The 26,842-nt window shown below is 68.6% G+C and carries 29 protein-coding genes; 17 read left to right on the forward strand and 12 right to left on the reverse strand.

What is annotated here, in order from left to right; genetic code table 11:
- Positions 1–17 precede the first annotated feature (17 nt).
- The 5 genes from HWY37_RS07090 to HWY37_RS07110 all read left to right on the forward strand — a co-directional run bounded on the left by HWY37_RS07090 (position 18) and on the right by HWY37_RS07110 (position 4,404).
- Positions 18–893, forward strand: a complete 876-nt coding sequence (locus HWY37_RS07090; protein WP_176088227.1) for an NAD(P)-dependent oxidoreductase — start codon at positions 18–20, stop codon at positions 891–893.
- 65 nt (positions 894–958) lie between these two features.
- Positions 959–1,924: a Bug family tripartite tricarboxylate transporter substrate binding protein gene (locus HWY37_RS07095; protein WP_175209759.1), complete on the forward strand. Its 966-nt coding sequence runs from the start codon at positions 959–961 to the stop codon at positions 1,922–1,924.
- Positions 1,925–1,960: 36 nt separating this feature from the next.
- Positions 1,961–2,638 carry an RraA family protein gene (locus tag HWY37_RS07100; RefSeq protein ID WP_175209761.1) on the forward strand — a complete coding sequence of 226 codons (678 nt, stop codon included), beginning with the start codon at positions 1,961–1,963 and terminating at the stop codon, positions 2,636–2,638.
- Positions 2,639–2,664: 26 nt separating this feature from the next.
- On the forward strand, positions 2,665–3,681 hold the full coding sequence (locus tag HWY37_RS07105; RefSeq protein WP_176088488.1) for a hydroxyacid dehydrogenase: 1,017 nt from the start codon (positions 2,665–2,667) through the stop codon (positions 3,679–3,681).
- A gap of 72 nt (positions 3,682–3,753) precedes the next feature.
- The gene (locus tag HWY37_RS07110) at positions 3,754–4,404 is read left to right on the forward strand and encodes a GntR family transcriptional regulator (RefSeq protein WP_175209786.1); all 651 of its coding nucleotides are present in this window, start codon (positions 3,754–3,756) and stop codon (positions 4,402–4,404) included.
- 9 nt (positions 4,405–4,413) lie between these two features.
- Here HWY37_RS07110 and HWY37_RS07115 read toward each other — a convergent pair whose 3' ends face one another.
- The gene (locus HWY37_RS07115) at positions 4,414–5,085 is read right to left on the reverse strand and encodes a TetR/AcrR family transcriptional regulator (RefSeq protein ID WP_176088489.1); all 672 of its coding nucleotides are present in this window, start codon (positions 5,083–5,085) and stop codon (positions 4,414–4,416) included.
- 147 nt (positions 5,086–5,232) lie between these two features.
- Between HWY37_RS07115 and HWY37_RS07120 the strand changes: the two genes are divergently transcribed.
- From HWY37_RS07120 to HWY37_RS07130, 3 genes are read left to right on the forward strand one after another with little or no spacing between them, the layout of a single operon-like run.
- Positions 5,233–6,444, forward strand: coding sequence for a Tm-1-like ATP-binding domain-containing protein (locus HWY37_RS07120; protein WP_176088228.1), 1,212 nt, complete (start codon positions 5,233–5,235; stop codon positions 6,442–6,444).
- An 11-nt stretch (positions 6,445–6,455) separates the two neighbouring features.
- Positions 6,456–7,286, forward strand: coding sequence for a phosphoenolpyruvate hydrolase family protein (locus HWY37_RS07125; RefSeq protein ID WP_176088229.1), 831 nt, complete (start codon positions 6,456–6,458; stop codon positions 7,284–7,286).
- Between the two features lie 53 nt (positions 7,287–7,339).
- Positions 7,340–7,783, forward strand: coding sequence for an SRPBCC family protein (locus HWY37_RS07130; protein WP_175209767.1), 444 nt, complete (start codon positions 7,340–7,342; stop codon positions 7,781–7,783).
- Positions 7,784–7,816: 33 nt separating this feature from the next.
- Here HWY37_RS07130 and HWY37_RS07135 read toward each other — a convergent pair whose 3' ends face one another.
- On the reverse strand, positions 7,817–8,782 hold the full coding sequence (locus HWY37_RS07135; protein ID WP_175209769.1) for a LysR family transcriptional regulator: 966 nt from the start codon (positions 8,780–8,782) through the stop codon (positions 7,817–7,819).
- 126 nt (positions 8,783–8,908) lie between these two features.
- Here HWY37_RS07135 and HWY37_RS07140 point away from each other — a divergent pair, with 126 nt between their 5' ends.
- Together HWY37_RS07140 and HWY37_RS07145 are read left to right on the forward strand one after the other, a co-directional pair.
- Positions 8,909–10,369, forward strand: a complete 1,461-nt coding sequence (locus HWY37_RS07140; protein WP_176088230.1) for an N-acyl-D-amino-acid deacylase family protein — start codon at positions 8,909–8,911, stop codon at positions 10,367–10,369.
- A gap of 32 nt (positions 10,370–10,401) precedes the next feature.
- Positions 10,402–11,361 carry a tripartite tricarboxylate transporter substrate binding protein BugE gene (locus HWY37_RS07145; protein ID WP_175209774.1) on the forward strand — a complete coding sequence of 320 codons (960 nt, stop codon included), beginning with the start codon at positions 10,402–10,404 and terminating at the stop codon, positions 11,359–11,361.
- 27 nt (positions 11,362–11,388) lie between these two features.
- On the opposite strand, the gene HWY37_RS07150 is transcribed toward HWY37_RS07145, so the two are convergent.
- The 5 genes from HWY37_RS07150 to HWY37_RS07170 are packed head-to-tail and all read right to left on the reverse strand — an operon-like array spanning position 11,389 to position 15,806.
- Entirely contained in the window at positions 11,389–12,759 is a 1,371-nt protein-coding gene (locus HWY37_RS07150) for a sulfite reductase subunit alpha (RefSeq protein WP_175209775.1), read from the reverse strand.
- A gap of 4 nt (positions 12,760–12,763) precedes the next feature.
- Complete coding sequence (locus tag HWY37_RS07155) at positions 12,764–13,801, reverse strand: FAD:protein FMN transferase (protein WP_176088231.1); 1,038 nt, start codon at positions 13,799–13,801, stop codon at positions 12,764–12,766.
- A 14-nt stretch (positions 13,802–13,815) separates the two neighbouring features.
- Positions 13,816–14,616, reverse strand: a complete 801-nt coding sequence (locus HWY37_RS07160; RefSeq protein WP_175209497.1) for a DUF4198 domain-containing protein — start codon at positions 14,614–14,616, stop codon at positions 13,816–13,818.
- Positions 14,617–14,636: 20 nt separating this feature from the next.
- Entirely contained in the window at positions 14,637–15,152 is a 516-nt protein-coding gene (locus HWY37_RS07165; RefSeq protein WP_175209498.1) for a DUF2271 domain-containing protein, read from the reverse strand.
- Positions 15,153–15,179: 27 nt separating this feature from the next.
- Entirely contained in the window at positions 15,180–15,806 is a 627-nt protein-coding gene (locus HWY37_RS07170; protein WP_175209499.1) for a PepSY-associated TM helix domain-containing protein, read from the reverse strand.
- Between the two features lie 189 nt (positions 15,807–15,995).
- Here HWY37_RS07170 and HWY37_RS07175 point away from each other — a divergent pair, with 189 nt between their 5' ends.
- Both HWY37_RS07175 and HWY37_RS07180 read left to right on the forward strand, forming a co-directional pair.
- Positions 15,996–16,550 (forward strand): HdeD family acid-resistance protein, encoded by a 555-nt coding sequence (locus HWY37_RS07175; RefSeq protein WP_175209500.1) that lies wholly within the window; start codon positions 15,996–15,998, stop codon positions 16,548–16,550.
- Between the two features lie 6 nt (positions 16,551–16,556).
- On the forward strand, positions 16,557–16,949 hold the full coding sequence (locus HWY37_RS07180) for a fluoride efflux transporter CrcB (protein WP_175209501.1): 393 nt from the start codon (positions 16,557–16,559) through the stop codon (positions 16,947–16,949).
- Between the two features lie 42 nt (positions 16,950–16,991).
- On the opposite strand, the gene hpnE is transcribed toward HWY37_RS07180, so the two are convergent.
- The 3 genes from hpnE to hpnC are packed head-to-tail and all read right to left on the reverse strand — an operon-like array spanning position 16,992 to position 20,006.
- Positions 16,992–18,314 (reverse strand): hydroxysqualene dehydroxylase HpnE, encoded by a 1,323-nt coding sequence (hpnE, locus tag HWY37_RS07185; protein WP_176088232.1) that lies wholly within the window; start codon positions 18,312–18,314, stop codon positions 16,992–16,994.
- Entirely contained in the window at positions 18,311–19,174 is an 864-nt protein-coding gene (gene hpnD / locus HWY37_RS07190) for a presqualene diphosphate synthase HpnD (RefSeq protein ID WP_176088233.1), read from the reverse strand. Before hpnD ends, hpnE begins: the two co-directional genes overlap by 4 nt.
- Position 19,175: 1 nt before the next feature.
- Positions 19,176–20,006, reverse strand: coding sequence for a squalene synthase HpnC (gene hpnC / locus HWY37_RS07195; RefSeq protein ID WP_176088234.1), 831 nt, complete (start codon positions 20,004–20,006; stop codon positions 19,176–19,178).
- Positions 20,007–20,135: 129 nt separating this feature from the next.
- Here hpnC and alr point away from each other — a divergent pair, with 129 nt between their 5' ends.
- Together alr and HWY37_RS07205 are read left to right on the forward strand one after the other, a co-directional pair.
- A complete protein-coding gene (gene alr / locus HWY37_RS07200) occupies positions 20,136–21,263 on the forward strand; it encodes an alanine racemase (protein ID WP_175209505.1) in 1,128 nt (375 codons plus the stop codon).
- Between the two features lie 154 nt (positions 21,264–21,417).
- Positions 21,418–22,137 carry an SDR family oxidoreductase gene (locus tag HWY37_RS07205; protein WP_042794220.1) on the forward strand — a complete coding sequence of 240 codons (720 nt, stop codon included), beginning with the start codon at positions 21,418–21,420 and terminating at the stop codon, positions 22,135–22,137.
- Positions 22,138–22,216: 79 nt separating this feature from the next.
- On the opposite strand, the gene HWY37_RS07210 is transcribed toward HWY37_RS07205, so the two are convergent.
- A complete protein-coding gene (locus tag HWY37_RS07210; protein ID WP_176088235.1) occupies positions 22,217–23,170 on the reverse strand; it encodes a LysR substrate-binding domain-containing protein in 954 nt (317 codons plus the stop codon).
- Positions 23,171–23,281: 111 nt separating this feature from the next.
- Here HWY37_RS07210 and HWY37_RS07215 point away from each other — a divergent pair, with 111 nt between their 5' ends.
- From HWY37_RS07215 to HWY37_RS07225, 3 genes are all read left to right on the forward strand, one after another.
- Positions 23,282–24,175, forward strand: a complete 894-nt coding sequence (locus HWY37_RS07215; RefSeq protein WP_013394808.1) for an MBL fold metallo-hydrolase — start codon at positions 23,282–23,284, stop codon at positions 24,173–24,175.
- Positions 24,176–24,251: 76 nt separating this feature from the next.
- The gene (locus HWY37_RS07220) at positions 24,252–25,232 is read left to right on the forward strand and encodes a Bug family tripartite tricarboxylate transporter substrate binding protein (protein WP_176088236.1); all 981 of its coding nucleotides are present in this window, start codon (positions 24,252–24,254) and stop codon (positions 25,230–25,232) included.
- Between the two features lie 10 nt (positions 25,233–25,242).
- Positions 25,243–25,989 carry an alpha/beta fold hydrolase gene (locus tag HWY37_RS07225; protein WP_176088237.1) on the forward strand — a complete coding sequence of 249 codons (747 nt, stop codon included), beginning with the start codon at positions 25,243–25,245 and terminating at the stop codon, positions 25,987–25,989.
- 39 nt (positions 25,990–26,028) lie between these two features.
- Here HWY37_RS07225 and hpaI read toward each other — a convergent pair whose 3' ends face one another.
- The gene (gene hpaI, locus HWY37_RS07230; protein WP_175209510.1) at positions 26,029–26,829 is read right to left on the reverse strand and encodes a 4-hydroxy-2-oxoheptanedioate aldolase; all 801 of its coding nucleotides are present in this window, start codon (positions 26,827–26,829) and stop codon (positions 26,029–26,031) included.
- Between the last annotated feature and the right edge of the window lie 13 nt (positions 26,830–26,842).

Here is a 26,842-nt window from a genome sequence, read left to right on the forward strand (position 1 = left end):
TTATTGTATTTATAGAGATGAAAATTGCTCTGATGGGATGCGGCGAAGTCGGTTCCTGCTATGCGCAGGCATGGGGCGCCGCCGGGCACACGCTGGTCGGAATCTGCGAGTTGCGGCAGGACGAGGAAATGGCGGAACGCGCCCGGCGTCATGGCGCCGCGTTGCACGCCGAGCCGGGCGCGTGGCTGGGAGAGGCGGACATCGTCGTGTCGGCGGTGTATGGCCACGCCGCGCTGGAAATGGCGCGGCAGAGCTTTCCGCACATGCGGCAGGGCGCGGTCTACGCCGACTTCACCACGGCCAGCGCGCCCGACATGCAGGCTGCTGCGGCGGCCGCCGCTGAACGGAACACCGACTTCACCGACGTCGCGATCATGGGCGCCATCGCCCTGCTGGCGGAACGCACGCCCTTGCTCTGCGCCGGCACCGGCACGGACGCCGTACTGCGGCTGGCCGAGAGCGGCGGGGCGCCGGCGCGCGCCATCCAAGGCGCGGCGGGCGACGCCGTGCGCCTGAAGCTGCTGCGCAGCATCATGACCAAGGGCATGGAAAGCCTGGCCGTGGAATGCCTGGTGGCGGCCGAGTCCATGGGATTGAGAGCCTCGCTTTACGAGGTGCTGGCGGACATCGACCAGACCCCGCTCACGGCCTTCATGGATTCGTTTGTCCGGTCGCACGTGCTGCATGCGCAGCGCCGCCAGGCGGAAGTCCGGGAAGCCCGCGAGCAACTGCTGGAGGCGGGTCTGGAGCCTCTGGTGCTCGATGGCGTCGAGCGGCTGTTCAGCCGCACCAGCAAGGGCATCCAGGATGCGCGGGCGGACGGCGATTTCAAGCTGCCGGACTCCGTCGAGGCGCGCCTGGCCTGGCTGACGACGCTGGCGCGCGAGCACTGAGCGACGCGCGCAACACGATGCCGCGTGCGGCATATCCAACAAGAATCAACTGTGCGAGGAAGACAATGAAGGTTTTGAAGAAACTGCTGGCGGCAACGCTGGTGCTGGGTTGCGCCGCCGCGAATGCGGCGGATATGGGCAATGCGCCCATCACGCTGATTTCCCCATTCCCGCCCGGAGGCGGCACCGATACGCTGACCCGCATGATAGGCAGCGCGATCGGCCAGGACCAGGGCTGGAACATGGTGGTGGAAAACAAACCGGGCGCCGGCGGCAACCTGGCGCTGGACGCCACCGCCCGCGCGCGTCCGGACGGGCATACGCTGGTGATGGCCCAGACCGACAACATCGTGCTGAATCCCTGGCTCTACAACAAGCTCAGCTACGACACCTTCAAGGATTTCAAGCCTGTCGGCCCCGTGGCCACTTCGCCCAGCGTGTTCGTGGTTCTGCCCGAGTCTCCGTTCAAGACGGTCGGCGACGTGGTCAAGGCGGCGCAAGCCCGCCCCGGCCTGGTCTCGCTGGGCATACCCGGCATCGGCGGCACCGGCGACCTGACCGGCTATCTCTGGCGCAAGGCGGCGAACATGGAGTTGATGCACGTGCCTTACCGCGGCTGGGGCCAGGCCTTCCCGGATCTGGCCAGCGGCCGCATCGACATGTATGTGGGCTCGGTGGCTTCGCTGCTGCCGCAGATCCGCGGCGGCAAGGTCCGTGCGTTGGCCGTGGTCGCCAAGGAACGCGCGCCGGCCTTGCCCGACGTGCCGACCTTCGCGGAAAGCGGATTCAAGACGATCGACCAGTCGATCTGGTGGGGCCTGATGGCTCCCGCCAAGACGCCGGACGACGTGGTCGCCACGCTGAACCAGGCCCTGCAGAAAGTCCAGTCGCAGCCCGAGTTGGTGAAAAAACTGGAAGACGCCGGCTATAGCGTGCTCAAGGGCACACCGGAGGATCTGGCCCGCCAGCATCGCGCGGACCACGAGATCTTCGGCAAGGTCGTGCAGGACGCCGGCATTCCCAAGCAGTAATGGCAAAACATCGCAATTTTTCCGACAGGAGCAAAGATGATCGGTTTTGAGATCCACGCCCGCAAGCGTGCGGTGAGCAAGCAAACCGTGGACAAGTTCAAGGGCGTGCCGGTGGCCAACATCAGCGACTGCATGTCGCGGATGACGGCGGGCGGCGCGAGCTTGCTGCCCATGCACGACGGCAGCCCGCTGGCCGGTCCGGCCCTGACCGTGCGCACCCGTCCTGGCGACAATCTGCTGGTGCACAAGGCGCTGGATCTGGCGCAGCCCGGCGATGTGATCGTGGTGGACGCGGGCGGCGACCTGACCAACGCCATCATCGGCGAAATCATGACCAGCTATGCGCAGACGCGCGGCATCGCAGGCATCGTGATCCATGGCGCGATCCGCGATAGCGGCGCGATCCGTCGCGGCTCGTTTCCGGTCTATGCGGCCGGCGTGACCCACCGCGGACCCTACAAGGATGGGCCTGGCGAGATCAACTGCGTCATCGCCTTGAATGGCATGACGATTGCCCCGGGCGACCTGATCCTGGGCGACGAGGACGGCCTGCTGTCGATTCCGTTCGAGCAGACGGAGGCGCTGTACCAGGCCGCCGCGTCCAAGCACGAACTGGAAACGAAGATGCTGGCCGATATCGCGGCGGGAACGCTGGATACGTCCTGGGTCGATGCCCGGCTCAAGCAGCTGGGCTGCACGGAGGCGCAGTCGTGAATTCGGCGGCGCGGCAGCCGGACGGCATGCGCGTCGTCCGGCTGGACCTCTGGATCGATCCCGCGTTCGACGCGAGCTTCGAGCGCGAGCCGGGCCTGAGCGTCGACGTGCTGCCTGCGCGCGGCGAGGCGATCACGGCGGCGGGGCTGGCCGGTGCGCATGCCTACCATGTCAGCGCGGCGAAGGACGAGGTCCCCGCGCGCTGGCAGGTCACGGACAGCCTGCTGGCGCAGTGCCCGTCGCTGCTTTGCGTGTCCTCGGGCGGCGCGGGTTACGACACCGTGGACGTTACGGCCTGCACGCGGGCCGGGGTGGCCGTGGTGAACCAGGCGGGCGCCAATGCCGCGTCGGTGGCGGAGATGACGTTCGCCTTGCTGCTGTCGCTGGTCAAGCGCCTGCGCGAATCCCAGGCCGCGCTGCTGGCGGGAACCGCTGCTTCACGCGAGGCCCTGATGGGTCGCGAGATCGATGGACGCACGCTGGGCATCGTGGGCATCGGCGAAATCGGCCGCAGGGTGGCGCGCGTTGCCGCAGGCTTCGGCATGCGGGTGCTGGCCTGCGATCCGCTGCTGCCGCCCGAGGAAATCCGGGCGCGCGGCGCCGAGCCCATAAGCCTGCCGCAACTGCTGGAACAGGCCGACGTGGTGAGCCTGCACTGTCCGCTGAATGATGAGACCCGCGGCATGATCGGGGCCGAGGCGTACGCCATGATGCGCCCCGGCGCGTTGTTCATTTCGACCGCACGCGGCGGCATCCATGATGAGCTGGCCTTGCTTGCCGCCTTGCAGGACGGGCGGCTGGCGGGAGCGGGCCTGGATGTCTGGAGCCAGGAGCCGCCACCGCCCGGACATGGCCTGTTGTTGCGCGCCGACGTCGTGGCGACCTACCACACCGGAGGCGTCACGCACGAAGGCCGGCGCAAGGTCGCGCAAGGGTCTGCCAGCCAGATCATGGATATGTTGGCCGGACGCCGTCCCGCCCGGCTGCTGAACCCGGAGGTCTGGCCCAGGTTCCTGGAGCGGCTGGCGCAACGCCAGCGTTGACGCGGCCATGCGCGATTGCCGGAAGAGGCTTCCGGTATAGTTCGAGAACCCGGATCTGGAGTCATGCGCCTCATGTCGAGCGCCCGCGATTACGTTTATGCAGAGTTGCGCCGCCGCCTGATGGCAGGCTCCTTCATGCCCGGCGAACGGCTGCGCGAAGAGCACATCGCGTCCGAGCTATCCGTCAGCCGTACGCCCGTGCGCAGCGCGATCGAACGCCTGGTGACGGACGGCCTGGTCAAGCACGAAGGCCGGCGCGGTGCCGTGGTGCTGGGCTGGCAGGACCGGGATATCGACGAAGCGTTCGAGCTGCGCATGCTGCTCGAACCGTATTCCGCCAAGGCGGCAGCGGAACGGGCCACTCCGGAGCAGATAGCCGAACTGGATCGCATCAATCAGAGCATGCTCGATGCGATCAACGCCGATGCGCCCGACAGCGTCGCGCAGGTGCAGCACTTCAACAACCAGTTCCACCACGCGCTGCTCGAAGCGGCGCAATCCGCGCGGGTGCGGTCCATGGTTGAAAACCTGCTGGACATGCCCATCATCATCGGCTCGTTCTATTTCTACACCAAGGACGACATGCTGCGCAGCGTGGAGCATCACCGCCAGATCATCGCGGCGCTGCGCGCGCGCGATGCGGAATGCGCCGAGATCGCGGTGCGCTTCCATCTTGCCGCCACGCATTTGCTTTTCCGCAGCCACCGCAAGTCGGGCCAGTAAGCGGCGCGGCTACTTCCGGGCGCGTTTTTCGGGCGGCTTCTTTCCGGAGCCGGCTTCGGCCAGCGCCTGCGCGATGATGGCGCGGGCGGTCCAGCGGGCCACATCGGTGAGTTCCGGCAGTTCCAGTTTCCAGATGTCCTTCAGCACCAGGAATACCTCGGTGCCGTAGACCAGCGACAGGGCCTGCGCCACGCGGTCCAGCTGGGCCGGCGTCAGTTCGGCGGCCAGCGGCGCGATGGCGCGCTTGAGGATGTCCACACGGTGTCCGCGCACCAGCCGCGGTTCGGCGCCGGCGCGTCCCGCGCTGGCCTCGGCGTGCTGCTGCAGCGACACCATGATGGCCGCGCGCAGCGGCGCCTCGTGCGATTCCAGGCGGGGATAGGCGAAGCGCAGCAGTTCGTCGACGCGGTCGGCGGCGTCTGGCGCGGCCGAATCCCAGGCCAGGATGGGCCCCAGGCTTTCGTCCACCACGGCGGCGATCAGCGCGCTCTGGCTCGGAAAATAGCGGTAGGCGGTGGCGCGCGACACCTGCGCATGCTCGGCCAGTTCGGCGACCGAGGGCGTGATTCCCTGGGCCATCAGGCGCTGCGCCGCATCCAGCAGGGTCTTGCGCATGCGCGCGCGGGGACCGTGCGGCGGTTCGCCGCTGGCGGCGGCCTGCGCACTGGCGGGCGCGATCAGCCGCGCCGCGCTCGCGGCGGCAGGGGCAGGGGTTTGACGTGAGATAGGTGTCTCAGTATGATTCTTTCGTCTCATTTCCATATTCTACAGGCCTTGCGGCCCCAAACATCGAGGCGCGCGCCGAGTGTAGCCGCCCGCGGAGGAGTCATGACGCATTCGAACCGGCGGGTCTACGTGGCCGCCACCTATGACACCAAGGGCCATGAGGCCGAGTACGTGATGGACCTGCTGCGGCGGGACGGGCTGGATCCGGTGTCGGTGGACGTGTCCACCTCGGGCGCCGCCAGCGCGGCCCAGGTGCAGGCGCGCGAGGTGGCCGCCAGCCATCCCGAGGGCGCCGCTGCGGTCTTCACCGGCGACCGCGGCACGGCCATTGCAGCGATGGCGCTGGCCTTTGAACGCTACGCGGCCAGCAACGCCGATATCGGCGCGCTGCTGGGCCTGGGCGGCTCGGGCGGCACCGCCCTGATCACGCCCGCCATGCGCGCGCTGCCCATCGGCACGCCCAAGCTGATGGTGTCGACCATGGCCTCGGGCAACGTCGCGCCCTATGTCGGGCCGTCGGACATTGCCATGATGTACTCCGTCACGGACGTGGCGGGCCTTAACCGCATCTCGCGCCGGGTGCTGGCCAATGCCGCCGGCGCGATCGGCGGCGCCTTCAGGCAGGCTGCCAGCGCGGTCGCCGATGACGGCCGGCCCGCCGTGGGCATCACCATGTTCGGCGTCACCACCGCCTGCGTGCAGCAGGTGACGCCGCTGCTGGAATCGCGCTACGACTGCCTGGTATTCCACGCCACGGGCACGGGCGGGCAGTCGATGGAAAAGCTGCTGGACAGCCGCCTCTTGGGCGGCGTGCTGGACCTGACCACGACTGAAGTCTGCGACTTCCTGTTCGGCGGCGTGCTGGCCTGCACCGAAGACCGCTTCGGTGCCGTGGCCCGCAGCGGCCTGCCTTACGTGGGCTCCTGCGGCGCGCTGGACATGGTCAATTTCGGCGCCATGGATACCGTTCCCGAACGCTATCGCGGCCGCAAGTTCTATCCCCACAATCCGCAGGTGACGCTGATGCGCACCACCGTGGAAGAAAACACCCGCCAGGGCGAGTGGATCGCCGCCAAGCTGAACCAATGCCATGGGCCGGTGCGCTTCCTGATCCCTGAAGGCGGCGTCTCCGCCCTGGACGCGCCGGGGCAGGCGTTCTGGGATCCGGAGGCCGACGCCGCGCTGTTCGCGGCGCTGGAGGCCAATCTGGTGCAGACGGCCGAGCGCCGCCTGGTGCGCGTGCCTTGCCATATCAACGACCCGCTGTTCGCCCAGACCGCGGTCGACCATTTTCTTGAAATCGCCACACACTGAGGACCGCCGCCATGCCGCGCTTTGACCGCAACCAGCTCCTGGACAAGTTTCGCGCCATGGTGCGCGCCCGCACGCCCATCGTGGGCGGCGGAGCGGGCACCGGCCTGTCGGCCAAGTGCGAGGAAGCGGGCGGCATAGACCTGATCGTGATCTACAACTCGGGCCGCTACCGCATGGCGGGGCGCGGCTCGCTGGCCGGCCTGCTGGCCTATGGCAACGCCAACGAGATCGTGGTGGACATGGGACGCGAGGTGCTGCCGGTGGTGAAGAAGACCCCGGTGCTGGCCGGCGTCAACGGTACTGACCCGTTCTGCGATTTCGACGTGTTTCTCGACGACCTCAAGCGCCAGGGCTTTGCCGGCGTGCAGAACTTCCCCACGGTGGGCCTGATCGACGGCACCTTCCGCGCCAACCTGGAAGAGACCGGCATGGGCTACGCGCTGGAAGTGGACATGATCCGTTTGGCGCACGAGAAGGGCATGCTGACCACGCCCTATGTGTTCAACGAGGACGATGCCGTGGCCATGACCCGGGCCGGCGCCGACATCATCGTGGCCCACATGGGCCTGACCACCGGCGGTTCCATCGGCGCCGAGACCGCGCTGACACTGGACGATTGCGTGGCCACGATCGACCGCATCGCCGCGGCTGCGCTGGCCGTGCGTCCCGACGTCATCGTGCTGTGCCACGGCGGCCCCATCGCCACGCCCGAGGACGCGGCCCACGTGCTGCGCGCGTGCAAGCATTGTCATGGCTTCTATGGCGCAAGCTCGATGGAGCGGCTGCCCACCGAACAGGCGCTGACCGCGGCGACCCGCGAATTCAAGAGCCTGACCTTCTGAACCGGTTTTCCGCAGTTTCCTCTATCCAGGGCCGCGCGCCCGCAGGAGTCCGTATGCCGCACACCGTCAACGTCAGCGCGATCATCCACGCGCCGCTGCAGAAAGTCTGGGCCAGCTTCCGCGATTTCAACGGGCTGTCCGCCTGGCATCCCGGCATTGCCGAAAGCCGCCTGGAAGAGGGCGGCCGCCACGATGCCGTGGGCACCGTGCGGTATCTGTCGCTCAAGCCATCCGGCTTCGTGCGCGAGCAATTGCTGATGCTGGACGATCCGAATACGGCGCTGCGCTATTCCATCATCGAGACCGACCTGCCCATGCGCGACTACGTGGCCGGCGTGGTACTGACTCCCGTCACCGAAAGCGGCCATACCCTGGTGCAGTGGTGGGCGGACTTCCGCGTCGAGGGCGCGGAATTGAGCGACGTGGCGAACGCCGTGGGCCGCAACGTGTTTGCGGCGGGGCTGGCGGCGCTGGACGAGAAGCTGCGCGGCGCTTGAGGAAACGGCGGGTTGCGATGCTTCGCAATCCGTTCACGGTTTCTGGCGCTTGGGCGGGATGCGTTTGCAGCCCGCCGGCAATTCCGCCGTCCGCAGGTAGTCGTGGATGGCGCGGATCAGGGCCTGCGCGGCCGGACTCAGGGGGTATTCCTTGTGGCGGATGATGCAGACCGTGCGTACCACCGTGGGCCGCGCCAGCAGCGCGTAGGCCAGGCCGGGCTCCATGACCCGCTGGGCGGCCAGCGCCGGCAATAGCGCCACGCCCAAACCGGCCTTGACCAGCGCCGCCTGCGAGGTGGTGCTGGACGCTTCGTAGAACGGCGCGGCGGCCTCTATCGGCAGGTCGGCGCGGGCGCGCAAGAGCGCCATGATGCCGGTTTCGTCCACCACCCCCACCAGCTTGCGCCCGGCCAGTTCGGACCACCGCAGCGTGCCGTCGCGCGCGGGGCGCAGGCTGGCGTCGTCCTCCCGGTACAGCACGCCGAAGCGGTCTTCGAGCAGGGCGTCGAACTGCAGGCCCGGCGCATCCGCCCAGCGGCTGGTCAGGCCGAAGTCCACCTCGCGCGCGGCGACCTTGCGCTGGATGCGGCCGGAGTTGTCGTCGCTGAGATATAGGCGCACGCCGGGATAGCGCGCCGAGTAGCCGGCGGCAGCCGGCGCGATGATCTGCGTGATGGCCGACGGCGCCGCCGCCACGCCGACGCGGCCGCGCTCCAGCGCGCCGTAGCGCTGCACGTCGTCTATCACCCCATCGAAATCCGCCAGCAGCCGCATCACGCGCGGCAGGAATTCCTCGCCCGCGGCCGTGAGCAGCACGCGCCGGCTGGTGCGCGCAAAGAGTTGCGTGGCCAGCGCGTCCTCCAGCTGCCGCACCAGGCTGGTCACCGACGATTGGGTCTGGAACAGGCGCTTGGCCGCGTGCGTGAAGCTGGATTCCTGGGCCACCGCGACAAACGCGGTCAGGTGTTTCAGCGTGACGTGCTTGGGCAGACGATTCATTTCAAATCACGATAGATGGATCAATAAAAACAATTTTCCCAGATTGATCGTGGCGACGATACTACGCCCTTTCGGCAAGCTCCGGCCCGACGGCGGCCTCGGAGCGACCATCAAGGCGGGAACACCATGCGGCAGGAACCTCTGGATCTGATCATTGAAGGCGGCTGGGTCATCGACGGCCTGGGCGGACCGCGGCGGCGCGCCGACGTGGGCGTGGCCGGCGAGCGCATCGCCGCCATCGGCGACCTGGCGGACGCGCCGGCCGCGCGCCGGGTGGACGCGCGCGGCAAGATCGTGGCGCCCGGCTTCATCGACGTGCACGGCCATGACGACCTGATGTTCGTGGAGCGGCCGGGCCTGGAGTGGAAGACCACCCAAGGCATCACGTCGGTGGTGGTGGGCAATTGCGGCGTCAGCGGCGCGCCCGCGCCCCTGCCTGGCAATACCGCCGCGGCGCTGGCCCTGCTGGGCGAGACGCCGCTGTTCACCGACATGCAGGCCTACTTTGGCGAGCTGCGCGCGCAGCAGCCCATGATCAACGTGGCGGCCCTGGTGGGGCACGCCAACCTGCGCCTGGCCGCCATGCGCGATCCGGCGGCTCAGCCGACGCAGCAGGAGCAGGACGCGATGCAGCGCATGCTGGACGAGGCCCTGGCGGCGGGCGCGGTGGGTTTCAGCACGGGCCTGGCCTACCAGCCCGGCGGCGCCGCCCAGCCCGCCGAGCTGGAAGGCCTGGCGCGGGTGGCGGCTGCGCGCGGCGCGATGCACACCAGCCACATCCGAAACGAAGGCGACGAGGTCGAGGCCGCCGTCGACGAGGTGCTCTCGGTCGGGCGCAACACCGGCTGCGCCACCGTGCTGTCGCATCACAAATGCATGATGCCGCAGAACTGGGGCAAGAGCCGCGCCACGCTGGCGAACATCGACCGCGCGCGCGGGCAGGGCGTGGAGGTGGCGCTGGACATCTACCCGTATCCCGGCAGCTCCACCATCCTGATTCCCGAGCGCGCCGAAACCATCGACGACATCCGCATCACCTGGTCCACGCCGCATCCGGAATGCGGCGGCCAGTTCCTCAGCGACATCGCGGCGCGCTGGGGTTGCGACAAGACCACCGCGGCGCAACGCCTGTGTCCCGCGGGCGCGATCTACTTCGCCATGGACGAGGCCGAGGTCCAGCGCATTTTCCAGCATGAGTGCTGCATGGTCGGTTCCGACGGCTTGCCCAACGACGCGCATCCGCATCCCCGGCTGTGGGGCAGCTTCACGCGCGTGCTGGGCCGCTATGTGCGCGAGGCCGGGCTGATGTCGCTGGAGACCGCCGTCGCCAAGATGACGTCCTTGCCCGCCCGCGTGTTCGGCCTGGCCGGACGCGGCCAGCTGAGCGAGGGCGCCTGGGCCGACATCGTCGTGTTCGACGCCGACACGGTCGAGGACCGCGCCACCTGGGAAGCGCCGACCCTGGCGTCCGCGGGGGTGGAGCATGTGCTGGTCAATGGACAGCAGGTTTTCCCGGCCGCCGCAGGCATGGCCCGCCCTGGAAAGATCCTGCGCCGCGAGGCGATGGCGCAGGGCGCCGCCGCATAAGAATTCCAACCATCCCTACAGGAGACATACTCATGATGCGCAAGACTTGCGCCGCCCTGGCGCTGGCCGCCGTGCTGCCCGCCGCCCACGCGGCCTTTCCCGACCACCCCATTACCTTGATCGTGCCGTTTCCCGCGGGCGGCCCGACCGACATCGTCGGCCGGCTCGCGGCGGCCAAGGCCGGCGAGATCCTGGGCCAGCAGATCGTGGTGGAAAACCGCACGGGCGCTTCGGGCACCATAGGCATGACGGCGACGGCTCGCGCCAAGCCCGACGGCTACACGGTGGGCCTGGCCACCGTCAGCACGCACGGCACGGCGCCGCATCTGTTCCCCAAGCTGGCCTACGATCCGGTCAAGGACTTCACCCCGGTCAGCAACCTGGTCACCAGCCCCAACATCCTCAGCGTGAATCCGCAGTTTCCGGCCAAGACGCTGGGCGAATTCGTCGAGCACGTGCGCGCCAATCCGAACAAGGACGGCTATGCCAATGCCGGCGCGGGCGGCGTGAACGACCTGGGCATGATCTGGTTCCTGCAGATCATCGGCGGCAAGATGAACAGCATTTCCTACCGCGGCTCGGCGCCCGCGCTGACCGACACCGTGGGCGGCGTGGTGCCGGTGATCTTCGACAACTTCCCCTCGTCGTTGCCCTACCTGAAGAGCAATCACCTGCGCGCCCTGGCCATCACCGGCCAGCAGCGCAACCCGCGCCTGCCGGACGTGCCGACCTTCGCGGAACAAGGCTACAAGGACTACGACGTGACCGCGTGGTACGGCGTGGTGGGCCCGGCCGGCATGCCCGACGATGTGCGCGACAAGCTGGCGGATGCCTTCGCCCGTGCCGTGCGCGATCCGGCGACCGCGGCCAAGATGGAAGAGACCGGCGCCTTTCCGCTGGGCAATACGCCCGCCGAGTTCGGCCAGCAGATCCGCGCCGAACACGACCGCTGGAAAAGCGTGATCGAGAAGGCCGACATCAAGCTGCAGTAAACGCCCTGGGGCGCGGCCGGTCCGCGCTCAGTACACGTCGCGGCGGTAGCGGCCGTCGCGCTGCATGGCCTGCAGGCGCGCGGCGCCCAGGATGTCCTGCAAGGCGGCATCCACGCCGCTGGCCATGCCTTGCAGGCTGCCGCAGACATAGATTGCGGCACCCGCGTCGGCCCAGGCGCGCACGGCCTCGGCCTGGTCGCGCAGCTGGTGCTGCACGTAGCGGCGGTCGGCCTGATCGCGCGAGAAGACCGCATCCACGCGTTCCAGCGTGCCGTCGGCGCGCCATGCGTCGATTTCTTCCCGGCAAAACCAGTCGTACGCCGCGTTGCGTTCGCCGAAGACCAGCCAGTTGCGCCGGCGGCCCGCGGCGCGGCGCGCCTTGATCAGCGCGCGCAGGCCGGCCAGGCCCGTGCCGTTGCCCACCAGCAGCAGCGGGCGGTCGTCCTCCGGCGGGTGGAAATTGCGGTTGACGCGCACCCGCAGGTCTATGGCGTCGCCGGGTTGGGCGACATGGGTCAGCCAGCCGCTGCCCAGGCCCAGCGCGCCATCGGGGCCGCGCATCTGGCGCACCAGCAATTGAATCGAACCGTCGTCGGGCAGCGAGGCGATCGAGTACTCGCGGTGTGCCAGCAAGGGACCGCGGGCCTCGCGCCGCGGACCGATCTCGGCGATGTCGCCGGCTTGCCAGGTCCGCTGGACATCGGCGGGCGGCGTCAGCGTCAGCAGGTAGCAAGGGCCGCCCTGGCTTTGCGGATTGAGCTGCACGCGCCCGGCCAGGCGCCAGGATTCGTACTCCGGCGCCTGCCAGTCGGGCAGGTCGCTGCGGCCCGCCAGCAGGCCCAGGTGGTGCTGCCAGTGCCGCAGCGCGGCGGGGTCGCCGTTGTCGACTTCGACCAGATCGAACAGCGGCGTCGCGCCCTGCGCGTGCAGCCAGTCGTCCAGGCGGTGGCCGAAGCCGCAGAACTGGGCGTATTCGCTGTCGCCCAGCGCCAGCACTGCGTAGTGCGCGCCGGCCAGCGCCGGGGCCGCTTGCTGCATCTGTTCCGCGAAGGCTGCCGCGGCGTCGGGCGGATCGCCTTCGCCGTAAGTGCTGACCACGAACAGCATGCGGCGATAGTCCGCCAGGCGCTTGATGTTCAGTTGTTCCAACGCGGCCACGCGCACCGCCAGGCCACCCGCGCGCAGCGATTCCGCCGTCTGCGCCGCCAGGGATTCGGCATAGCCCGTCTGCGTCGCGAATGCGACCAGCAGGGTGTCTTCGGGCATGGGTGCATCCAGGGCCTGCTGGGCCTGCGCCTGCTGCGTTTCGTGGCGCAGGGCGCGGCGCCTGGCCCAGACGCAGAGAAGCAGCCAGGCTCCCACCACGCATGCCGCTGCGATCAAACGGGTTGCTGGCATGGCGTCAGTCGTTGGCGGCCAACGCCTGGAATGCGGGCGTGGCGACGACGCGCCAGGCGTCGCGCTCGCGCAGGATGAACAGGGCCGCCAGATCGTGGCGGCGGGCGTAGGCCAGGCCATCCGTTTCGCCCAGCACCGTCAGGACGGTGGCAAGCGCATCAGCCTCCATGCATCCCGAGTGCAGCACGGTGACCGAGGCCAGAGTGTTGCGCACGGGCAGGCCCGTGCGCGGATCGATGGTGTGGGCGTAGCGTTGGTCGTCGCTGCCGGCGTGGCGGCGGTAGTCGCCGGAGGTGGCGATGCTGCGGTCGCGCAGCGGCAGCGCCAGCGCATGGTCGTCGCTGGCGTCGGGCACTTCGATCGCCACGCGCCAAGGCTGGCCGTCGGGCCGCCTGCCGCGCGCGCGCAGTTCGCCGCCCACTTCGACCAGGTATTGGGTGATGCCCAGCGCATCCAGTGCCTGTGCGGCGCGGTCCACGCCGTAACCCTTGGCGATGGAGGAAAGATCCAGGTACACGCCGCCCGGCTGCAACGCGGCGCGGCGTTCGGCGTCGAGCTGCACGCGGCGCCAGCCGCAGCGGGCGCGCGCGGCCTCGATGGCGGCGGGCGAGGGCGGTTCGTAGGCGCGTTGGTGGGGCCCGAAACCCCAGGCGTTCACCAGCGGTCCGACCGTGGGATCGTAGGCGCCGCCGCTGTCCTCGGCCAGCGTCAATGCGTGGCTCAGCACATGGAAGAATTCCGCGGGCAACGTCTGCCAGCCGGCTGCGGCCTGGTTGTAGCGCGAGATGTCAGAGCCGGATTCCCAGGTGCTCATCTGCGCGACCACCTCGTCCAGCGCGGCCTGGATGGCCTGGCGCGCGGCCGCTTCCGTCAGACCGGCCGGCAGCGCCATGCGCGCCGACCAGGTGGTGCCCATGGTGGCGCCGGCCAGCGCGGCGGCTAGCGCGGCGGCCGCCGCGGGCCGGACCGGCATGGCGCCATAGGCGACGCTGACGGCCGCGGCCGGCGCGCCGCGTTGGGCGTAGGACGGGGAACTGGCCATGCGCCGGCGGCGGCTTAAGGTTGCAGCACTTCGACGGTGCCCGCGTAGGACAGGCGGCGCTTCTTGGCTTGCGGCACGGTGACCTTGGCGTCTTCCATGCCGGCCTCGATCCAGTACAGGCCGGGTTGCGGCCACTTCACCGAGAACTTGCCGTCCTTGTCCGTCTTCAGCTGAATCTCGCCGACCTTGTCGCGATAGCGGCTGCCGCCGGGCACCACGTTGACTTCCAGCTCGGCGGCGGGCTTGCCGTCCAGCAGCATCTGGAAGGTGGCGGACTCGTCGGTGAACAGGTCGTTCGGGTGGGTGACGGGCGCCAGCTCCAGGCCGCGGCCCACCGGCTTGACGGCCGAAGGCTTGCCGGCGGTCACGAAGGTTTCGACGCGGCCCAGGCTTTGCGAGACTTCCAGTTCCTCGGCCTTGGCGGGCACGGCTTGCGCCAGGCCCTCGGGCTTGCCGAAGTAGCGCTTGTTCTTGCCGTCTTCCTTCCAGCGCGCGAACACGCCGTCGTTGACCACGGCCACGCGATAGGTGCCGGCCTGCTTGAGCTGCAGGTCGAAGGTGCTGCGCAGCTTGCCCTTGTTGACGTTTTCGGCTTCGGCGGCGCTGCCGTCCGGGGCCGTCACGGCCAGGCCATCCAGGCGCAGCGGGGCGTGGTTGAAATAGAACTTGTCGTTGCCGACGGCGGCGTCGACGGTGACCCAGCTGTCGACGCCGGACAGCACCGTCGAGGATGGCACCATCCAGACGTCATGCGCCTGGGAGGCGAAGGGCAGGCACAGCGCCAGGGCGGCGGCCAGTTTGGCGGCGGATTTCATCGTTGCGCTCCTAGGGGATCTCAAGGTTTGAGGTCGAGCGCGATGGCGCCCAGTTCGTGTTCGCCGCGAGCCGTCAGCTGCTCGGCCTTTTGCGGCGGCCATTGGAAGGGGATGCGCAGCAGTTCGCGGCCGCCCACTTCGCGGGCCGCCTCGACCACCACGGCGTATTGGCCGGGCTTCAGGCCCGCCAAGGGCTTGCTGGCGGCGTCGAAGCTCAGCGCATGCTTACCCACGGGCTTGGTTGCGCCGCTGACGCCGTCCACCGGGAATTGCTGGTTGCGGCCGCTGCGGCGCCACCATTGGCGCATGTCCTTCAGCCATTCCGTGCCTTCGTTGTTCTTCTTGGCCACGTCGTACCAGACCGCCAGGTCGGTCGCCACGCTCTGGTCGGGGTTCTCGATCCAGATCGCCACGTAGGGGCGGTGGTACTCCGCCACGTCCAGGCGCGGGATCTCGATGGACAGGCCGATGTCGGCCGCTTGGGCCGTTCGGGCGATCAGGCCGGCCAGCAGGGCCGACAACAACAGCTTGCGCATGGAAGTCTCCAGGGCGGATCGTTGGAATCAATGTATGAAGAGCAGGGCCAGCACCACCGGAATCACGACACCCAGGCCGACCATGGGCCAGGTGGCGCTGCGGTTGCCGGCGTGCATCTTCAGCAGCACCAGTCCGGTCAGCGAAAAAACCAGACAGGCGACGGCGAAGATGTCCAGGAACCAGCTCCAGGCCAGGCCGGTGTTGCGGCCCTTGTGCAGATCGTTCAGGTACGAGATCCAGCCGCGGTCGGTGCGTTCGTATTCGACGTCGCCGCTGGCCAGGTCGATGGACAGCCAGGCATCGCCGCCGGCGCGCGGCAGCGACAGATAGACCTCGTCGGCGGACCACTCGGCCGGCTTGCCGGCGGAGGACGCGTCCAGCGTCTCGTCCAGCCATTGCGCCACGGGCGCGGGCAGCGGCGCCTTTTTCTGCGCGGGCGGGGCGGACAGTTGCTCCAGTACGGCGGCGGGCATGCGCGCTTCGCGGCTGGTCACGACCGCCCGGGCCTCGATGTGCGAGGCGTTGTTCAGGGTCAGGCCCGTCACCGCGAACAACAGCATGCCCAGCAGGCACAGCGCCGAGCTGATCCAATGCCATTGGTGCAGCGTCTTGAGCCAATAGGCCCGGCGGCGAGGGGGGGAGGGACTGTCCATGGGGGTATCGGTTGAAAGCCCGCGGATTCTAACATTTAATGAGAATGACTCTTATAAATGCCGCCATTATTCTTGGGACAGGGTTTCAATTGATTTCGGGAATGGCGCAAAGGCTGCCGGGGCGTGTCTTGGCGCGCGTTCGCCAGCGGCGATAAGATAGGCCACCCGTTACAAACACCGGAGGTCGTCATGCTTGAACAGCAAGTCGTGGATCAGATCGGTCGTCATTGGGGTTGGGTGGCGTTGCGCGGCGTCGTGGCCATCCTGTTCGGCCTTATGGCCTTGTTGATGCCCGCCATCACCCTGTCGGCCCTGGTGCTGGTGTGGGGCGCCTTCGCGCTGGTCGATGGCGTGCTCGCCCTGGTCGCGGGCGTGCGCATCCGCGACAACGGCAAGCCCTTGTGGGCGCTCATCATTGTTGGGCTGCTGGGCATTGCGGCGGGCATCGTCACCTTCGTCTACCCGGGCCTGACCGCATTGGTCCTGCTTTACATCATCGCGATCTGGGCGCTGGTGTCAGGCGTGTTTCAGGTCGCCGCCGCCATCCGTTTCCGCAAGGACATCCGCAATGAATGGCTGCTGGGCCTGTCGGGGCTGGTGTCCATCCTGTTCGGCGGCATGATGATCATGCAGCCCGGCGCCGGCGCGCTGGCGCTGGTCTGGGTCATCGGCATGTACGCCGTGTTTTTCGGCATACTCCTGCTGATCTTTTCCTTCCGCCTCAAGCAGCACAAGTCCTCCTGAAGCCCGATGTCCGCCTATCAAACCCTGATTCCCCTGAATTTCCTGGCCGTGGGCCTGGGCGCCGTGTTCGGCGCCTGGACCCGCTGGCTCGTCAGCCTGTGGCTCAACGTGGAGTCCTGGCCCTGGGGCACCTTCGTGGTGAACCTGGCAGGCGGCTATCTGGTCGGGCTGGTGCTGGCGCTGGTGGCCGGGCATCCCGAATGGCCGGCCTGGGTGCGCCTGGGCGTGATCACGGGCTTCATGGGCGGCTTGACCACGTTCTCGACGTTCTCGGCCGAGACGGTGGCGATGCTGGAACGCGGCGCCTACGTCAGCGCGCTGGGCTACGCGGGCTTCAGCCTGGCGGGTTCGCTGCTGCTGACGGCGGCCGGCCTGGCCACCGCCAACCTGTTGCGCTAGAGGGGCAGCGGTAACTCGCCGCAGGCAGGCGCCCGGCGACGTTCAGTCTGCACTGGGGTTCAGCACGCGCGCGGCCTGCAGGCCGCTGCGCACGGCGCCCTCCAGCACGCCCGGATAACCCGTGTCGGTCCAGTCGCCGGCCAGGGCCAGCGTGGGCCATGGCGTGGAATTCAATGGCCGGGTCAGGCCCGGCACCGCCGCGAAGGTCGCGCGCTTTTCGATGAACAGTTCCGCCGCCGCCACCTCGGGCATGGCGGGCAGGCGCGCGGGATGGCGCGAAGCCTGTTCGGCCACCTGGTCGATCAGCGCTTCGATGACCTGCTGGCGGTTGCGGTCGGCCAGGCCCGTGGCGGCGCTGGTCACCACCGCCAGCTCGCCCGCCTTGGTGTCGCCGGCCAGCTGGGCACGGTCGAACAACCATTGGCCGTAGTGGTCCCGGGCCGATTCCTCGCGCAGCATCATCATGGGCTCGGGTAGGCGCCAGGGGTCTTGCAGCTTCAGGTTCAGCGTGGCGATGGGCAGGTAGTCGAAGGCTTTCAGCGCGTCCAGCAGGCCGGTGGCGCCGGCCTCCCGCAGCGGGGCTTCGAGCAGGCGCGCGGCGAAGGCCGGCGGCACCGCCAGCACGGCGGCGTCGAACCGTTCCTGGTTGATGTCGATGCCGTCTTCCGACGGCCGAACCTGGCGCACGGTGCTGCCGTAGCGCATGGTTACCTGGCGCGCGGCGGCGTCGGGCCAGAGCGCCGACAGGTCGGTGCAGGGCAGCAGCATGTCGCTGTTTTCGCGCTTGCCGGTCAAGCTGTCGCGCAGCACCCGAGCGAACAGTCCGGCGCTGGCCGTGGCCGTCGGCGTGTTCAGCGCCGCCAGGCACAGCGGTTCCCAGACCTGGCGGATCAACGCATCCGATTGCGCGTGGTAGTGCAGCAGGTGCAGCACGGTCCATTCGCGCGGCGGCGTCCAGGACATGGCTTTCAGGCCGCGCATCAGGCGCAGGGTGGCGAGGCGGTCCTTCCAGGACAGGCCGCGAGCGCGCAGGATCGCCGCCGCCATGTGCAGCGGCGCGGGCAGGCGCGGCGCGGCCAGGCGGAAGCGGCCGTCCAGGCTGGCCAGCTGCAAGGGCCGGCGCATCAGCAGGGCATCGGGATTGCGGCCCACGCGGCGCATTAGCGCCAGCGTGTGCTTGTAGGCGCCCGACAGCAGGTGCTGGCCATTGTCCAGCGGCGCGTCGAACTCGGTGTGGAACACGCGCCGGGCCCGGCCGCCGGGGGTGTGGCCGGCTTCGAATACCGTGACTTTGGCGCCGGCTTCGCGCAGGGCGACGCTGGCGGCCAGACCGGCCCAGCCGGCGCCGATGACCGCGGCCTTCACCGCGCCAACCGGCGGACCAGTCCGCGTCCGCCGCCCACCCAGGTCTTCCAGGCGAGCCACAGCTTGCGCAACGGAGTGAGCGAGATGCGCTGGTGCAGCACCTGCCAGTTGTCGCGCTCGATCTCGTCGAGCAGCGCGTGATAGATGGCCGCCATCATGAGGCCGGGACGCTGCGAGCGGCGGTCGGCCTCGGGCAGGTTTTCCATGGCCTCGCGGTACAGGCCGCGGGCGCGCTCGGCTTGGAATTTCATCAGGGCGCTGAAGCGCTCGGAGTATTCGCCATTCAGGATGTCCGAGGCCTTGACCTCGAACTTCTGCATGTCGTTGACGGGGATGTAGATGCGGCCGCGCCGGGCATCGTCGCCCACGTCGCGGATGATGTTGGTCATCTGGAACGCCAGCCCCAGCTTTTCCGCGTAGACCAGGGTCTTGGGATCGGAGTAGCCGAAGACGCCCGCGGACAGCTCGCCGACCACGCCGGCGGCGTGCCAGCAATACTTGCGCAGGCCCGGCCAGTCCAGATAGCGGGTCTGGTCCAGGTCCATTTCCATGCCGTCGATCACGGCCAGCAGGCGCTCGCGGGTGATCGAACAGCTTTGCAGGTGCGGCTGCAGGGCGCGGGTCACGGGATGATCCGGCTTGCCGTCGAACATCTGGTCGACCTGCGTGCGCCACCAGGCCAGCTTGACGCGGGCCAGCGAGGGATCGGTGCATTCGTCCACCACGTCGTCCACTTCGCGGCAATACGCGTACAGCGCCGTGATGGCGCGCCGCCGCTCGGGCGGCAGGAACAGGAACGAGTAGTAGAAGCTGGAACCGCTTTTCGCGGCTTTTTCCTGGCAGTATTCGTCAGGGGTCATATCAGGTAATTGCGCGCCACAACATGACGGCCCAATCTTTGGCGCCCAATTCGGGGCGATTCATGAATACATCGTAGCCGCTCGCCTCGATACGCTCCAGCACGCGCAGCCCGCCTTGCACCACCAGGCGCAGCTCCAGGCCCATGCGGCCCGGCAGGCGGCGCGCCAGCGGAGCGCCGAAGTGTAGCAGTGCGCGGGCGCGTTCGACTTCAAAGGCCATCAGCTCGCGCCACGCGGGCGTCAGCCGGCAGGCGGCCAGGTCCTCGTCGGTCACGCCGTGGCGGCGCAGGTCTTCCTGCGGCAGGTAGACGCGGTGCTTGTGCCAGTCCACCCGCACGTCCTGCCAGAAGTTCACCAGTTGCAAACCGGTGCAGATGGCGTCGGCCTCGCTGACGTTCTGCGGGTTGGTGGCTTCGAACAGGTGCAGCATCAGCCGGCCGACCGGGTTGGCGGAACGGGTGCAGTAATCGGCCAGCGAGGCGTAGTCCTCGTAGCGCTTGACGGCGATGTCCTGCTCGAAGGCGGACAGCAGGTCGTAGAACGGCGTGATCGGCAACTGGTGGCGCGCGATCGTGGCGGCCAGCGGCACGAAGATGCCGGCCAGCTCGGGCGAGCCGGGTTCGGGCGTCGCGCCGGGCTCGGCGCCGATGCGGTGCAGCTCGGCGCGGAACGCGCTCAGCTGGCTGAGTCGTTCTTCGTCTGGCGCGCTGCCTTCGTCGGCGATATCGTCCGCCGCGCGGGCGAACCGGTAGATATCGGTCACGGCGCCGCGCAGCCTGCGCGGCAGCAGCAGCGAGGCGACGGGAAAATTCTCGTAGTGATCGATGGACATATGGGGGCTTGCGGATCCGGCCCTGCGGCCTTGATAGGCCCATTTTAGAGTAGTCGCATTCCAGTGACACGGCGCAACGCCGCGGGCGGCATGGATCAGTTAGACTTAAGCGCCACAGGATTCCACACCATGCCGCGCCCAATATCCGCCACCGTCTCCGTTTCCGCCCTTGCGCACAACCTTGCGGCCGTGCGCCGCCACCTGGAGCAGACCGCGGCCGCCGCGTCGGGCCTGCCGCCGTCAATCTGGGCGGTGATCAAGGCCAATGCCTACGGGCACGGTATCGAGCAGGCCGTCGCGGGCTTTTCCAAGGCGCAAGGCCTGGCGATGCTGGACCTGGACGAAGCCGTGCGCTGCCGCGAGGCCGGCTGGGGCGGGCCCATCCTGCTGCTGGAAGGCTTTTTCGAACCTTCCGACCTGGACCTCGTCGACCGCTACCACCTGAGCACCACGGTGCACAACCGCGAACAGCTGGACATGCTGGCGCGCGCGCGTTTTTCACGCCGCGTGGACATCATGCTCAAGCTGAACAGCGGCATGAACCGCCTGGGCTTCAGCCCGGCCGCCTACGCCGCCGCGCACGAACGCGCCATGCTGCTGCAACAGCAGGGCGTGCTGGGCTCGGTGGGCAAGATGACCCATTTCGCCTGCGCCGACGGTCCCCAGGGCGTGACCGAGCAACTGGCGGTGTTCAATTCGGTGACGCATAAGATGCCGGGCACGATCAGCGTTTGCAATTCGGCCGCCACGCTGCGCTTCGCCGAGATCGCCGTGGCTTCGGAAACCCAGTCGCACTGGGTGCGCCCGGGCATCTGCCTGTACGGCGCGTCGCCCTTCGCGGACGCCGAAGCCGCTTCCTTCGGCTTGAAGCCGGCCATGTCGCTGCGTTCGGAGATCATTGCCGTGCAGGACCTGAAGGCCGGCGATTCCGTCGGCTATGGCGCCATCTTCCGCGCCGATCGCTCCATGCGCATCGGCATCGTGGCTTGCGGCTACGCCGACGGCTATCCGCGCCACGCCGCCACCGGCACGCCGGTGGTCGTGGCGGGCATCCGCACCCAGCTGGTGGGCCGCGTTTCCATGGACATGCTGATCGTCGATCTGGGGCCCGTTCCCGCCGCCGGCGTCGGCTCCCCCGTGTCGCTCTGGGGCGAGGAAGGCCCCTCCGTGGACGAAGTGGCACAGGCCGCGGGCACCATCGGCTACGAGCTGCTGTGCGCCCTGGCGCCGCGCGTTCCGGTGACGCGGGACGCCTGAAACGGGCGGTTTCAGCCCTGCGGGCGGGACCGTCCGGCAGGCAAGAATTGCTACGCAATTTACAAGACAGGTGACGCCGGATGGTGTCTACTTGGAAGACCGGGCGCCCAAGCGCCCGTTTTTCTCCCTGAAAACTGAAGCGAGGTTTCATCCCATGAAGGACAAATGCGTGCTCGTGACGGGCGCCACCAAAGGCATAGGCTGGGCGCTGACTCAGCGGCTGTCCGACATGGGCTGTCACGTGGTTGGCATCGCGCGCAACACCACCGATGTGGATTTCCCCGGCTATCTGTACGCCTGTGATCTGGCGGATGCCGGCCGCACCGAGGAAGTGCTGCGCGAGATCCGCGAGAAATTCCCGGTTGACGCCGTCGTCAACAACGTCGGCATCGTTTCGCCCCAGCCGCTGGGCGAAATCGACCTGGCTACCCTGTACAACGTGCTGGACCTGAACGTGCGCGTGGCGGTGCAGGTCACCCAGGCCTTCATCGAATCCATGAAGGTGCGCCGCGCCGGCCGCATCGTCAACGTGGTCAGCCGCGCCATCCACGGCGGCCTGGAGCGCACCGCCTATTCAGCCGCCAAGAGCGCGCTGGTGGGATGTACCCGCACCTGGGCGCTGGAGCTGGCCGAATACGGCGTCACCGCCAACGCGGTGGCTCCCGGCCCGATCGAAACCGAAATGTTCCGCGCCACGCGGCCGGCCGGCAGCGACGCCGAAAAGCGCGCGCTGGCCTCCGTGCCCATGAAGCGCCTGGGCACGCCCGCAGAAGTTGCGGCCGCGATCGCCTTCCTGTTGTCGGACGACGCCGGTTTTATCACCGGGCAGGTGCTGGGCGTGGACGGCGGCGGCAGCCTGGGTGGTCGTTCGTAGACCTCGGACCCGGGGCCTTGCGTCCCAAGCAGCGAAAGGCGCGCCACGGCGCGCCTTTTGCTGCCCGCAAGGCGTCGACTCAAGCGCCAAGCGCGCCGGCCTCCACGCGCAGCGCATCTAGAAAGCGCTGCAGCGCCGGCGCCGCTTCCACCTGCGCCCGTTGCACCACGCCGACCGGCGGCAGGTTCCAATCGGGGCGGAATCTCAGGATGGCCAGCACGCCCAGCGCGGCATAGTGCTGCGCCACGGCGCGCGGCATGGCGGAGAGCAGGTCGCTGCTGCGCAACAGCACCTCGTTGGCCAGCAGCGATACCGATTCGGCCATGGGCGCGCGCAGCGTCAGCCCCTGTTCGGCGAAGTAGGAGTCGATGCGCTGGCGCAGCGGCGCTTGCGGCGGCGGCAGGATCCAGTCCTGCCGCGCCAGCGCGGCCGCCGTGATGCGGGTGGACTTCGCCAGCGGATGGCCGATGCGGGCGACCACGCATATCGGCTCTTCGTACAGGACCTCGGTGCGGAACACGGGCTGCGTCGCGTCCAGCATCAGCCGTCCCAGGACGCAATCGAGTTCGCCGCGCGCCAGGCCGGCCAGCAGCGCGTCGTGCGCGCCTTCCTGCAGCATGACGGTGACGCCGGCGTGATCGGCGCGCAGGCGCTGCAAGGCGCGCGGCACCAGCACCGGCAGCGCCACCTGCTGCACGCCGACGCGGATGCGTCCGCTGGCGCCGGCGGCCAGGGCCGCGATTTCGTTGCGGGCGCCGGACAGGTCGGACCAGAGCACGTCGGCCTTGCGCGCCAGCGCGTGGCCGAAGCCGGTGGGGACGATGCCGCGGCGCGTGCGCTGGAACAGCGGCACGCCGAACATGTCCTCCAGTTCTAGCAGCTGCTTGCTGGCGGCGGGCTGCGTCATGCCGAGTTCGGCCGCGGCCTTGTGCACGCTGCCCAGGGCGTACAGCGCCCGCAGCAAATCCAGATGGCGCATGCGCAGGCGGCCGCCTATGTGGTGCAGTTCCGGAATCCTGGGCGTGGCGGGCATGATTTTTCCAATTCCTGTTGGTTATCACAGCATTCTAATAATTGATTTGATTGTATGCACCCCATACCTATACTGGGTCGCAGTTCAACTGTCCTGCAAAAAGGGGAAAACATGAAGATCACGATGCTGGGAACCGGAGCCGCGCTGCCTGATCCCGACCGCGGCCAGTCCGCCATCCTGCTGACGCTGGATGACGATACCCACTACCTGTTCGACTGCGGCGAGGGCGCCACGCGCCAGATGGTGCGCGCCAACGTCGATCCCGCCAAGGTCGGCTTCGTGTTCCTGACGCACCTGCACCACGACCACATCTGCGACTACCCGTACTTCGTCATCTCCAGCTGGATGCTGAACAAGACGGGCGCGCCGCTGGTGCTGGGACCCAAGGGCACGCGCCACTTCGTCGATCACCTGTTTGAGAACGGCGCCTACCACACCGACTATCAGGCGCGCAGCGCCTATCCCGTGCGCCAGGCCAACCTCGAAGCCATGCGGCCGGAAGTGCGGGAAGTGAGCCCCGGCCCGGTGTTCGACGACGGCAGGGTGCGCATCTCGGTCGACTGGGTGGAGCACATTCCGCGCGACGTGTGCGAGTGCTTCGGCGTGCGCGTGGAAGCCGAAGGCAAGGTCATCGCGTTCAGCGGCGACACCGCGCCCTGTGAGGCCATGGTGCGGCTGGCGCAGGACGCCGACCTGCTGATCCACGAATGCACCTTCCCCGAGTCGTTCATCGCGCATCGCGCCAAGACCGGCGTGGGCACCTATGCGCACACCAGTCCCACGGACCTGGGCATCATCGCCAGCCGCGCCGGCGTCAAGAGCCTGGTGGCGACCCACTTCGGCCATTTCGATTCGACCAGTCCGGTGATCAAGCGCGCCGCGGCCAAGCATCTGCCGGTGGAGTTGATGGGGCCGCACCTGATGGACGAGATCGTCGCCGACATCCGCAAGAATTACTCGGGTCCGCTGCGCCTGGCCCATGATCTGATGCGCATCGACCTGTAGCATTCGCGAGGAAAAAAACTGCCGGCCGCGAGGCCGGCGTGTCCGCGGGCGCCGCCCGCCGGCCAGGGAGAACATCATGACGTACCGGACTTGCGCCGTATCCGTTTTGCTTGCCTGGGGCGTGGCGGCGTTGCCGCTGGCCGCCGCCCAGGCGCAGTATCCCGATCACCCCATCCGCATCGTCCTGCCGTACGCGCCGGGCGCGGCGGGCGACGTGGCCATGCGCCAGATCCAGCCCTTGCTGGAAAAGCGCCTGGGCCAGCCCCTGATAGTCGATTACAAGACCGGCGCCGGCGGCAACATCGGCGCGCTGGAAGTGGCGCGCGCCAAGCCCGACGGCTACACGCTGGTGCTGGGCGCGACCAACAACTTCGTCATCAACCAGTTCCTGTACCGCAAGCTGGGCTTCGATCCCCTGGCCGATCTGGAACCGGTGGGCAAGCTGGCCGACGTGCCGGCGTTCATCTACGTCAACGCGCAGGTGCCCGCCAAGGACTACGCGCAGTTCGCGCAGTACGCTCGCGAGCACGCCGGCAAGCTGAATTACGGTTCCCCGGGCATGGGCACCACGCCGCATCTTTCGGGCTACCGCCTGTCGCAAGCCATGGGCGCGGGCATGACCCACATCGCCTATCGCGGTTCGTCGCCGGGCGTGCAGGCGCTGCTGGCCAACGAGATCCAGATGTACATCGGTGGCTACAGCATCGCCGCCGCCTATATGCCGCAAGGCAAGGTGCGGGCCCTGGCGGTGGCCGCGCCGGAACGCTACGCGGGTTTGCCCGACGTGCCGACTGCGGCCCAGGCCGGCATGCCGGACGTGGTGCAAGGCAATTGGTGGGGCTTCGCCGCGCCCAAGGGCACGCCGGCCGACCGCGTGGCGCGCTTTGCCGATGTGCTGCGCGAGGTGCTGGCCCTGCCCGAGGTGCGTCAGGCGTTCCTGTCCAGCGGTTTCGTGCCGGGACAGGACACGCCGGTAGCTTTCGCGGCAACCTGGCGCAAGGAAGCGCCGCAGTGGCAGGCCGTGGTACGCGAATCCGGGGTGATCCTGGACAACTGAGGAGGACGTCATGGAATACACGCGCCGCGGTTCGGGCCGCCCGCTGTTCCTCTTGCATGGCTTTTGTTCTTCGTCCGCGATCTGGGACGGCCTGGCCGGCGCGTTGGCCGACATGCGCGACGTGATCGCGCCCGACTGGCCCGGCTTTGGCCGTGACGCCGGGCGGCAGCCCTTGCAGGGCTTGCCGGCCTACGCGGACGCGGTCATCGCGCTGGCGGACGAACTGGGCCTCGATGGCTTCGACGTGTTGGGCCATTCGTTCAGCGGCTTCGTCGCGCAGCAGCTGCTGTGCGCGGTGCCGGGCCGGGTCGGACGCGCGGTGCTGTATGGCGCGGGCGTGCGCGTGGATCCCGCCGCGCGCTTCGAATCCATGGACCAGACCTTGGCACGCTTGCGCGCCGAGGGCCCGCGGGCCACTGCCAGCCGCGTGCTGGCAACCTGGTTCCGGATGGGAGAGCGGGCTCCCGCCTATGCCGCCTGCCTGCAGGACGGGATGAGCATGAGCGCGTCGGCAGCGGCCGCCATGATCGCGGCCGTCGAGGGCGTGGACTTCACGCGCGCGCTGGCGGCGGTGCGCGCGCCGGTGCTGGTCATCTCGGGCGAACACGAGCGCAGCCATCCGTTGCCGTCGGCGCTGGCCTTGCGCGCGTCGTTGACCCGCGGCAGCCTGTGCTTGCTGCCGGATTGCGGCCATGCCGCGCACCTGGAGCGTCCGCGGCTGTTCAGCACGGCCGTGCGCGAGTTCCTGGCGGAATAGGGGATAGGGCCGGGGCCAGGGGCGGCCCCGGCAGCCGCGTCAGTACGGGCCCTTGGCTGCCGCGGGGGCGGCGGCGTTCTTGAACTGGCCCGCCAGTTGTTCGGCCGCGCGCGCCAGCAAGGTCGCGTCCACGCCCACGGCCACGAAGGTGGCGCCCAGCGACAGATAGTGCTTGGCGCGGTCCACGCCGCTATGCAGGATGCCGGCGGCCTTGCCGCTGCGCACGATGCGCAGGATCGCGTCGTCGATCGCCTTGACCACTTCCGGATGCTCGGGCCGGCCCAGGTAGCCCATGCTGGCCGACAGGTCGGCCGGGCCGATGAAGGCGCCATCGACGCCGTCCACCGCCAGGATCTCTTCCAGCGCGTCCACGCCGCGCGGCGTCTCGATCTGCACCAGCACGCACATCTCGTCATTAGCGCGGCGCAGGTAGTCGGGGATGCGGTTCCAGCGCGACGAGCGGGCCAGCGCGCTGCCCACGCCGCGTACGCCTTGCGGCGGATAGCGCACCGCGGCCACGGCGGCGGCGGCTTCCTCGGCGGATTGCACCATGGGCACCAGCAGCGTCTGCGCGCCGGTGTCCAGGATCTGCTTGATCTGGACCGCGTCGTTCCAGGCCGGCCGCACCACCGGCGCGACCGGGTAGGCGGCCATCGATTGCAGCTGTTGCAGCGTGGTCTGCAGGGTGTTGGGCGCGTGCTCGCCGTCGATCAGCAGCCAGTCGAAGCCGGCGCCGGCGATGATCTCGGTGGAGTAGGCGCTGGCCAGGCCCGCCCACAGGCCGATCTGGGGTTTGCCGCTGCGCAGGGCCTGCTTGAAGGTATTGGTCAAAATGTCCATGGATGGTGGCGCG

This window comes from Achromobacter anxifer, from assembly GCF_903652925.1.
GTDB lineage: Bacteria > Pseudomonadota > Gammaproteobacteria > Burkholderiales > Burkholderiaceae_B > Achromobacter > Achromobacter anxifer.

Coding starts and splice junctions, on each gene's coding strand:
- HWY37_RS07110 (WP_175209786.1), top strand. CDS start 3,754: ATGTCGAGCGCCCGCGATTACGTTTATGCAGAGTTGCGCCGCCGCCTG.
- hpnC (WP_176088234.1), bottom strand. CDS start 20,006: ATGTCCATCGATCACTACGAGAATTTTCCCGTCGCCTCGCTGCTGCTG.
- HWY37_RS07210 (WP_176088235.1), bottom strand. CDS start 23,170: ATGCCCGCCACGCCCAGGATTCCGGAACTGCACCACATAGGCGGCCGC.
- HWY37_RS07160 (WP_175209497.1), bottom strand. CDS start 14,616: ATGAAATCCGCCGCCAAACTGGCCGCCGCCCTGGCGCTGTGCCTGCCC.
- HWY37_RS07215 (WP_013394808.1), top strand. CDS start 23,282: ATGAAGATCACGATGCTGGGAACCGGAGCCGCGCTGCCTGATCCCGAC.
- HWY37_RS07170 (WP_175209499.1), bottom strand. CDS start 15,806: ATGGACAGTCCCTCCCCCCCTCGCCGCCGGGCCTATTGGCTCAAGACG.
- HWY37_RS07130 (WP_175209767.1), top strand. CDS start 7,340: ATGCCGCACACCGTCAACGTCAGCGCGATCATCCACGCGCCGCTGCAG.
- HWY37_RS07105 (WP_176088488.1), top strand. CDS start 2,665: ATGCGCGTCGTCCGGCTGGACCTCTGGATCGATCCCGCGTTCGACGCG.
- hpaI (WP_175209510.1), bottom strand. CDS start 26,829: ATGGACATTTTGACCAATACCTTCAAGCAGGCCCTGCGCAGCGGCAAA.
- HWY37_RS07155 (WP_176088231.1), bottom strand. CDS start 13,801: ATGGCCAGTTCCCCGTCCTACGCCCAACGCGGCGCGCCGGCCGCGGCC.
- HWY37_RS07165 (WP_175209498.1), bottom strand. CDS start 15,152: ATGCGCAAGCTGTTGTTGTCGGCCCTGCTGGCCGGCCTGATCGCCCGA.
- HWY37_RS07205 (WP_042794220.1), top strand. CDS start 21,418: ATGAAGGACAAATGCGTGCTCGTGACGGGCGCCACCAAAGGCATAGGC.
- HWY37_RS07140 (WP_176088230.1), top strand. CDS start 8,909: ATGCGGCAGGAACCTCTGGATCTGATCATTGAAGGCGGCTGGGTCATC.
- HWY37_RS07135 (WP_175209769.1), bottom strand. CDS start 8,782: ATGAATCGTCTGCCCAAGCACGTCACGCTGAAACACCTGACCGCGTTT.
- HWY37_RS07180 (WP_175209501.1), top strand. CDS start 16,557: ATGTCCGCCTATCAAACCCTGATTCCCCTGAATTTCCTGGCCGTGGGC.
- HWY37_RS07095 (WP_175209759.1), top strand. CDS start 959: ATGAAGGTTTTGAAGAAACTGCTGGCGGCAACGCTGGTGCTGGGTTGC.
- HWY37_RS07120 (WP_176088228.1), top strand. CDS start 5,233: ATGACGCATTCGAACCGGCGGGTCTACGTGGCCGCCACCTATGACACC.
- HWY37_RS07225 (WP_176088237.1), top strand. CDS start 25,243: ATGGAATACACGCGCCGCGGTTCGGGCCGCCCGCTGTTCCTCTTGCAT.
- HWY37_RS07090 (WP_176088227.1), top strand. CDS start 18: ATGAAAATTGCTCTGATGGGATGCGGCGAAGTCGGTTCCTGCTATGCG.
- HWY37_RS07220 (WP_176088236.1), top strand. CDS start 24,252: ATGACGTACCGGACTTGCGCCGTATCCGTTTTGCTTGCCTGGGGCGTG.
- HWY37_RS07145 (WP_175209774.1), top strand. CDS start 10,402: ATGATGCGCAAGACTTGCGCCGCCCTGGCGCTGGCCGCCGTGCTGCCC.
- HWY37_RS07175 (WP_175209500.1), top strand. CDS start 15,996: ATGCTTGAACAGCAAGTCGTGGATCAGATCGGTCGTCATTGGGGTTGG.
- HWY37_RS07125 (WP_176088229.1), top strand. CDS start 6,456: ATGCCGCGCTTTGACCGCAACCAGCTCCTGGACAAGTTTCGCGCCATG.
- HWY37_RS07150 (WP_175209775.1), bottom strand. CDS start 12,759: ATGCCAGCAACCCGTTTGATCGCAGCGGCATGCGTGGTGGGAGCCTGG.
- alr (WP_175209505.1), top strand. CDS start 20,136: ATGCCGCGCCCAATATCCGCCACCGTCTCCGTTTCCGCCCTTGCGCAC.
- HWY37_RS07100 (WP_175209761.1), top strand. CDS start 1,961: ATGATCGGTTTTGAGATCCACGCCCGCAAGCGTGCGGTGAGCAAGCAA.
- hpnD (WP_176088233.1), bottom strand. CDS start 19,174: ATGACCCCTGACGAATACTGCCAGGAAAAAGCCGCGAAAAGCGGTTCC.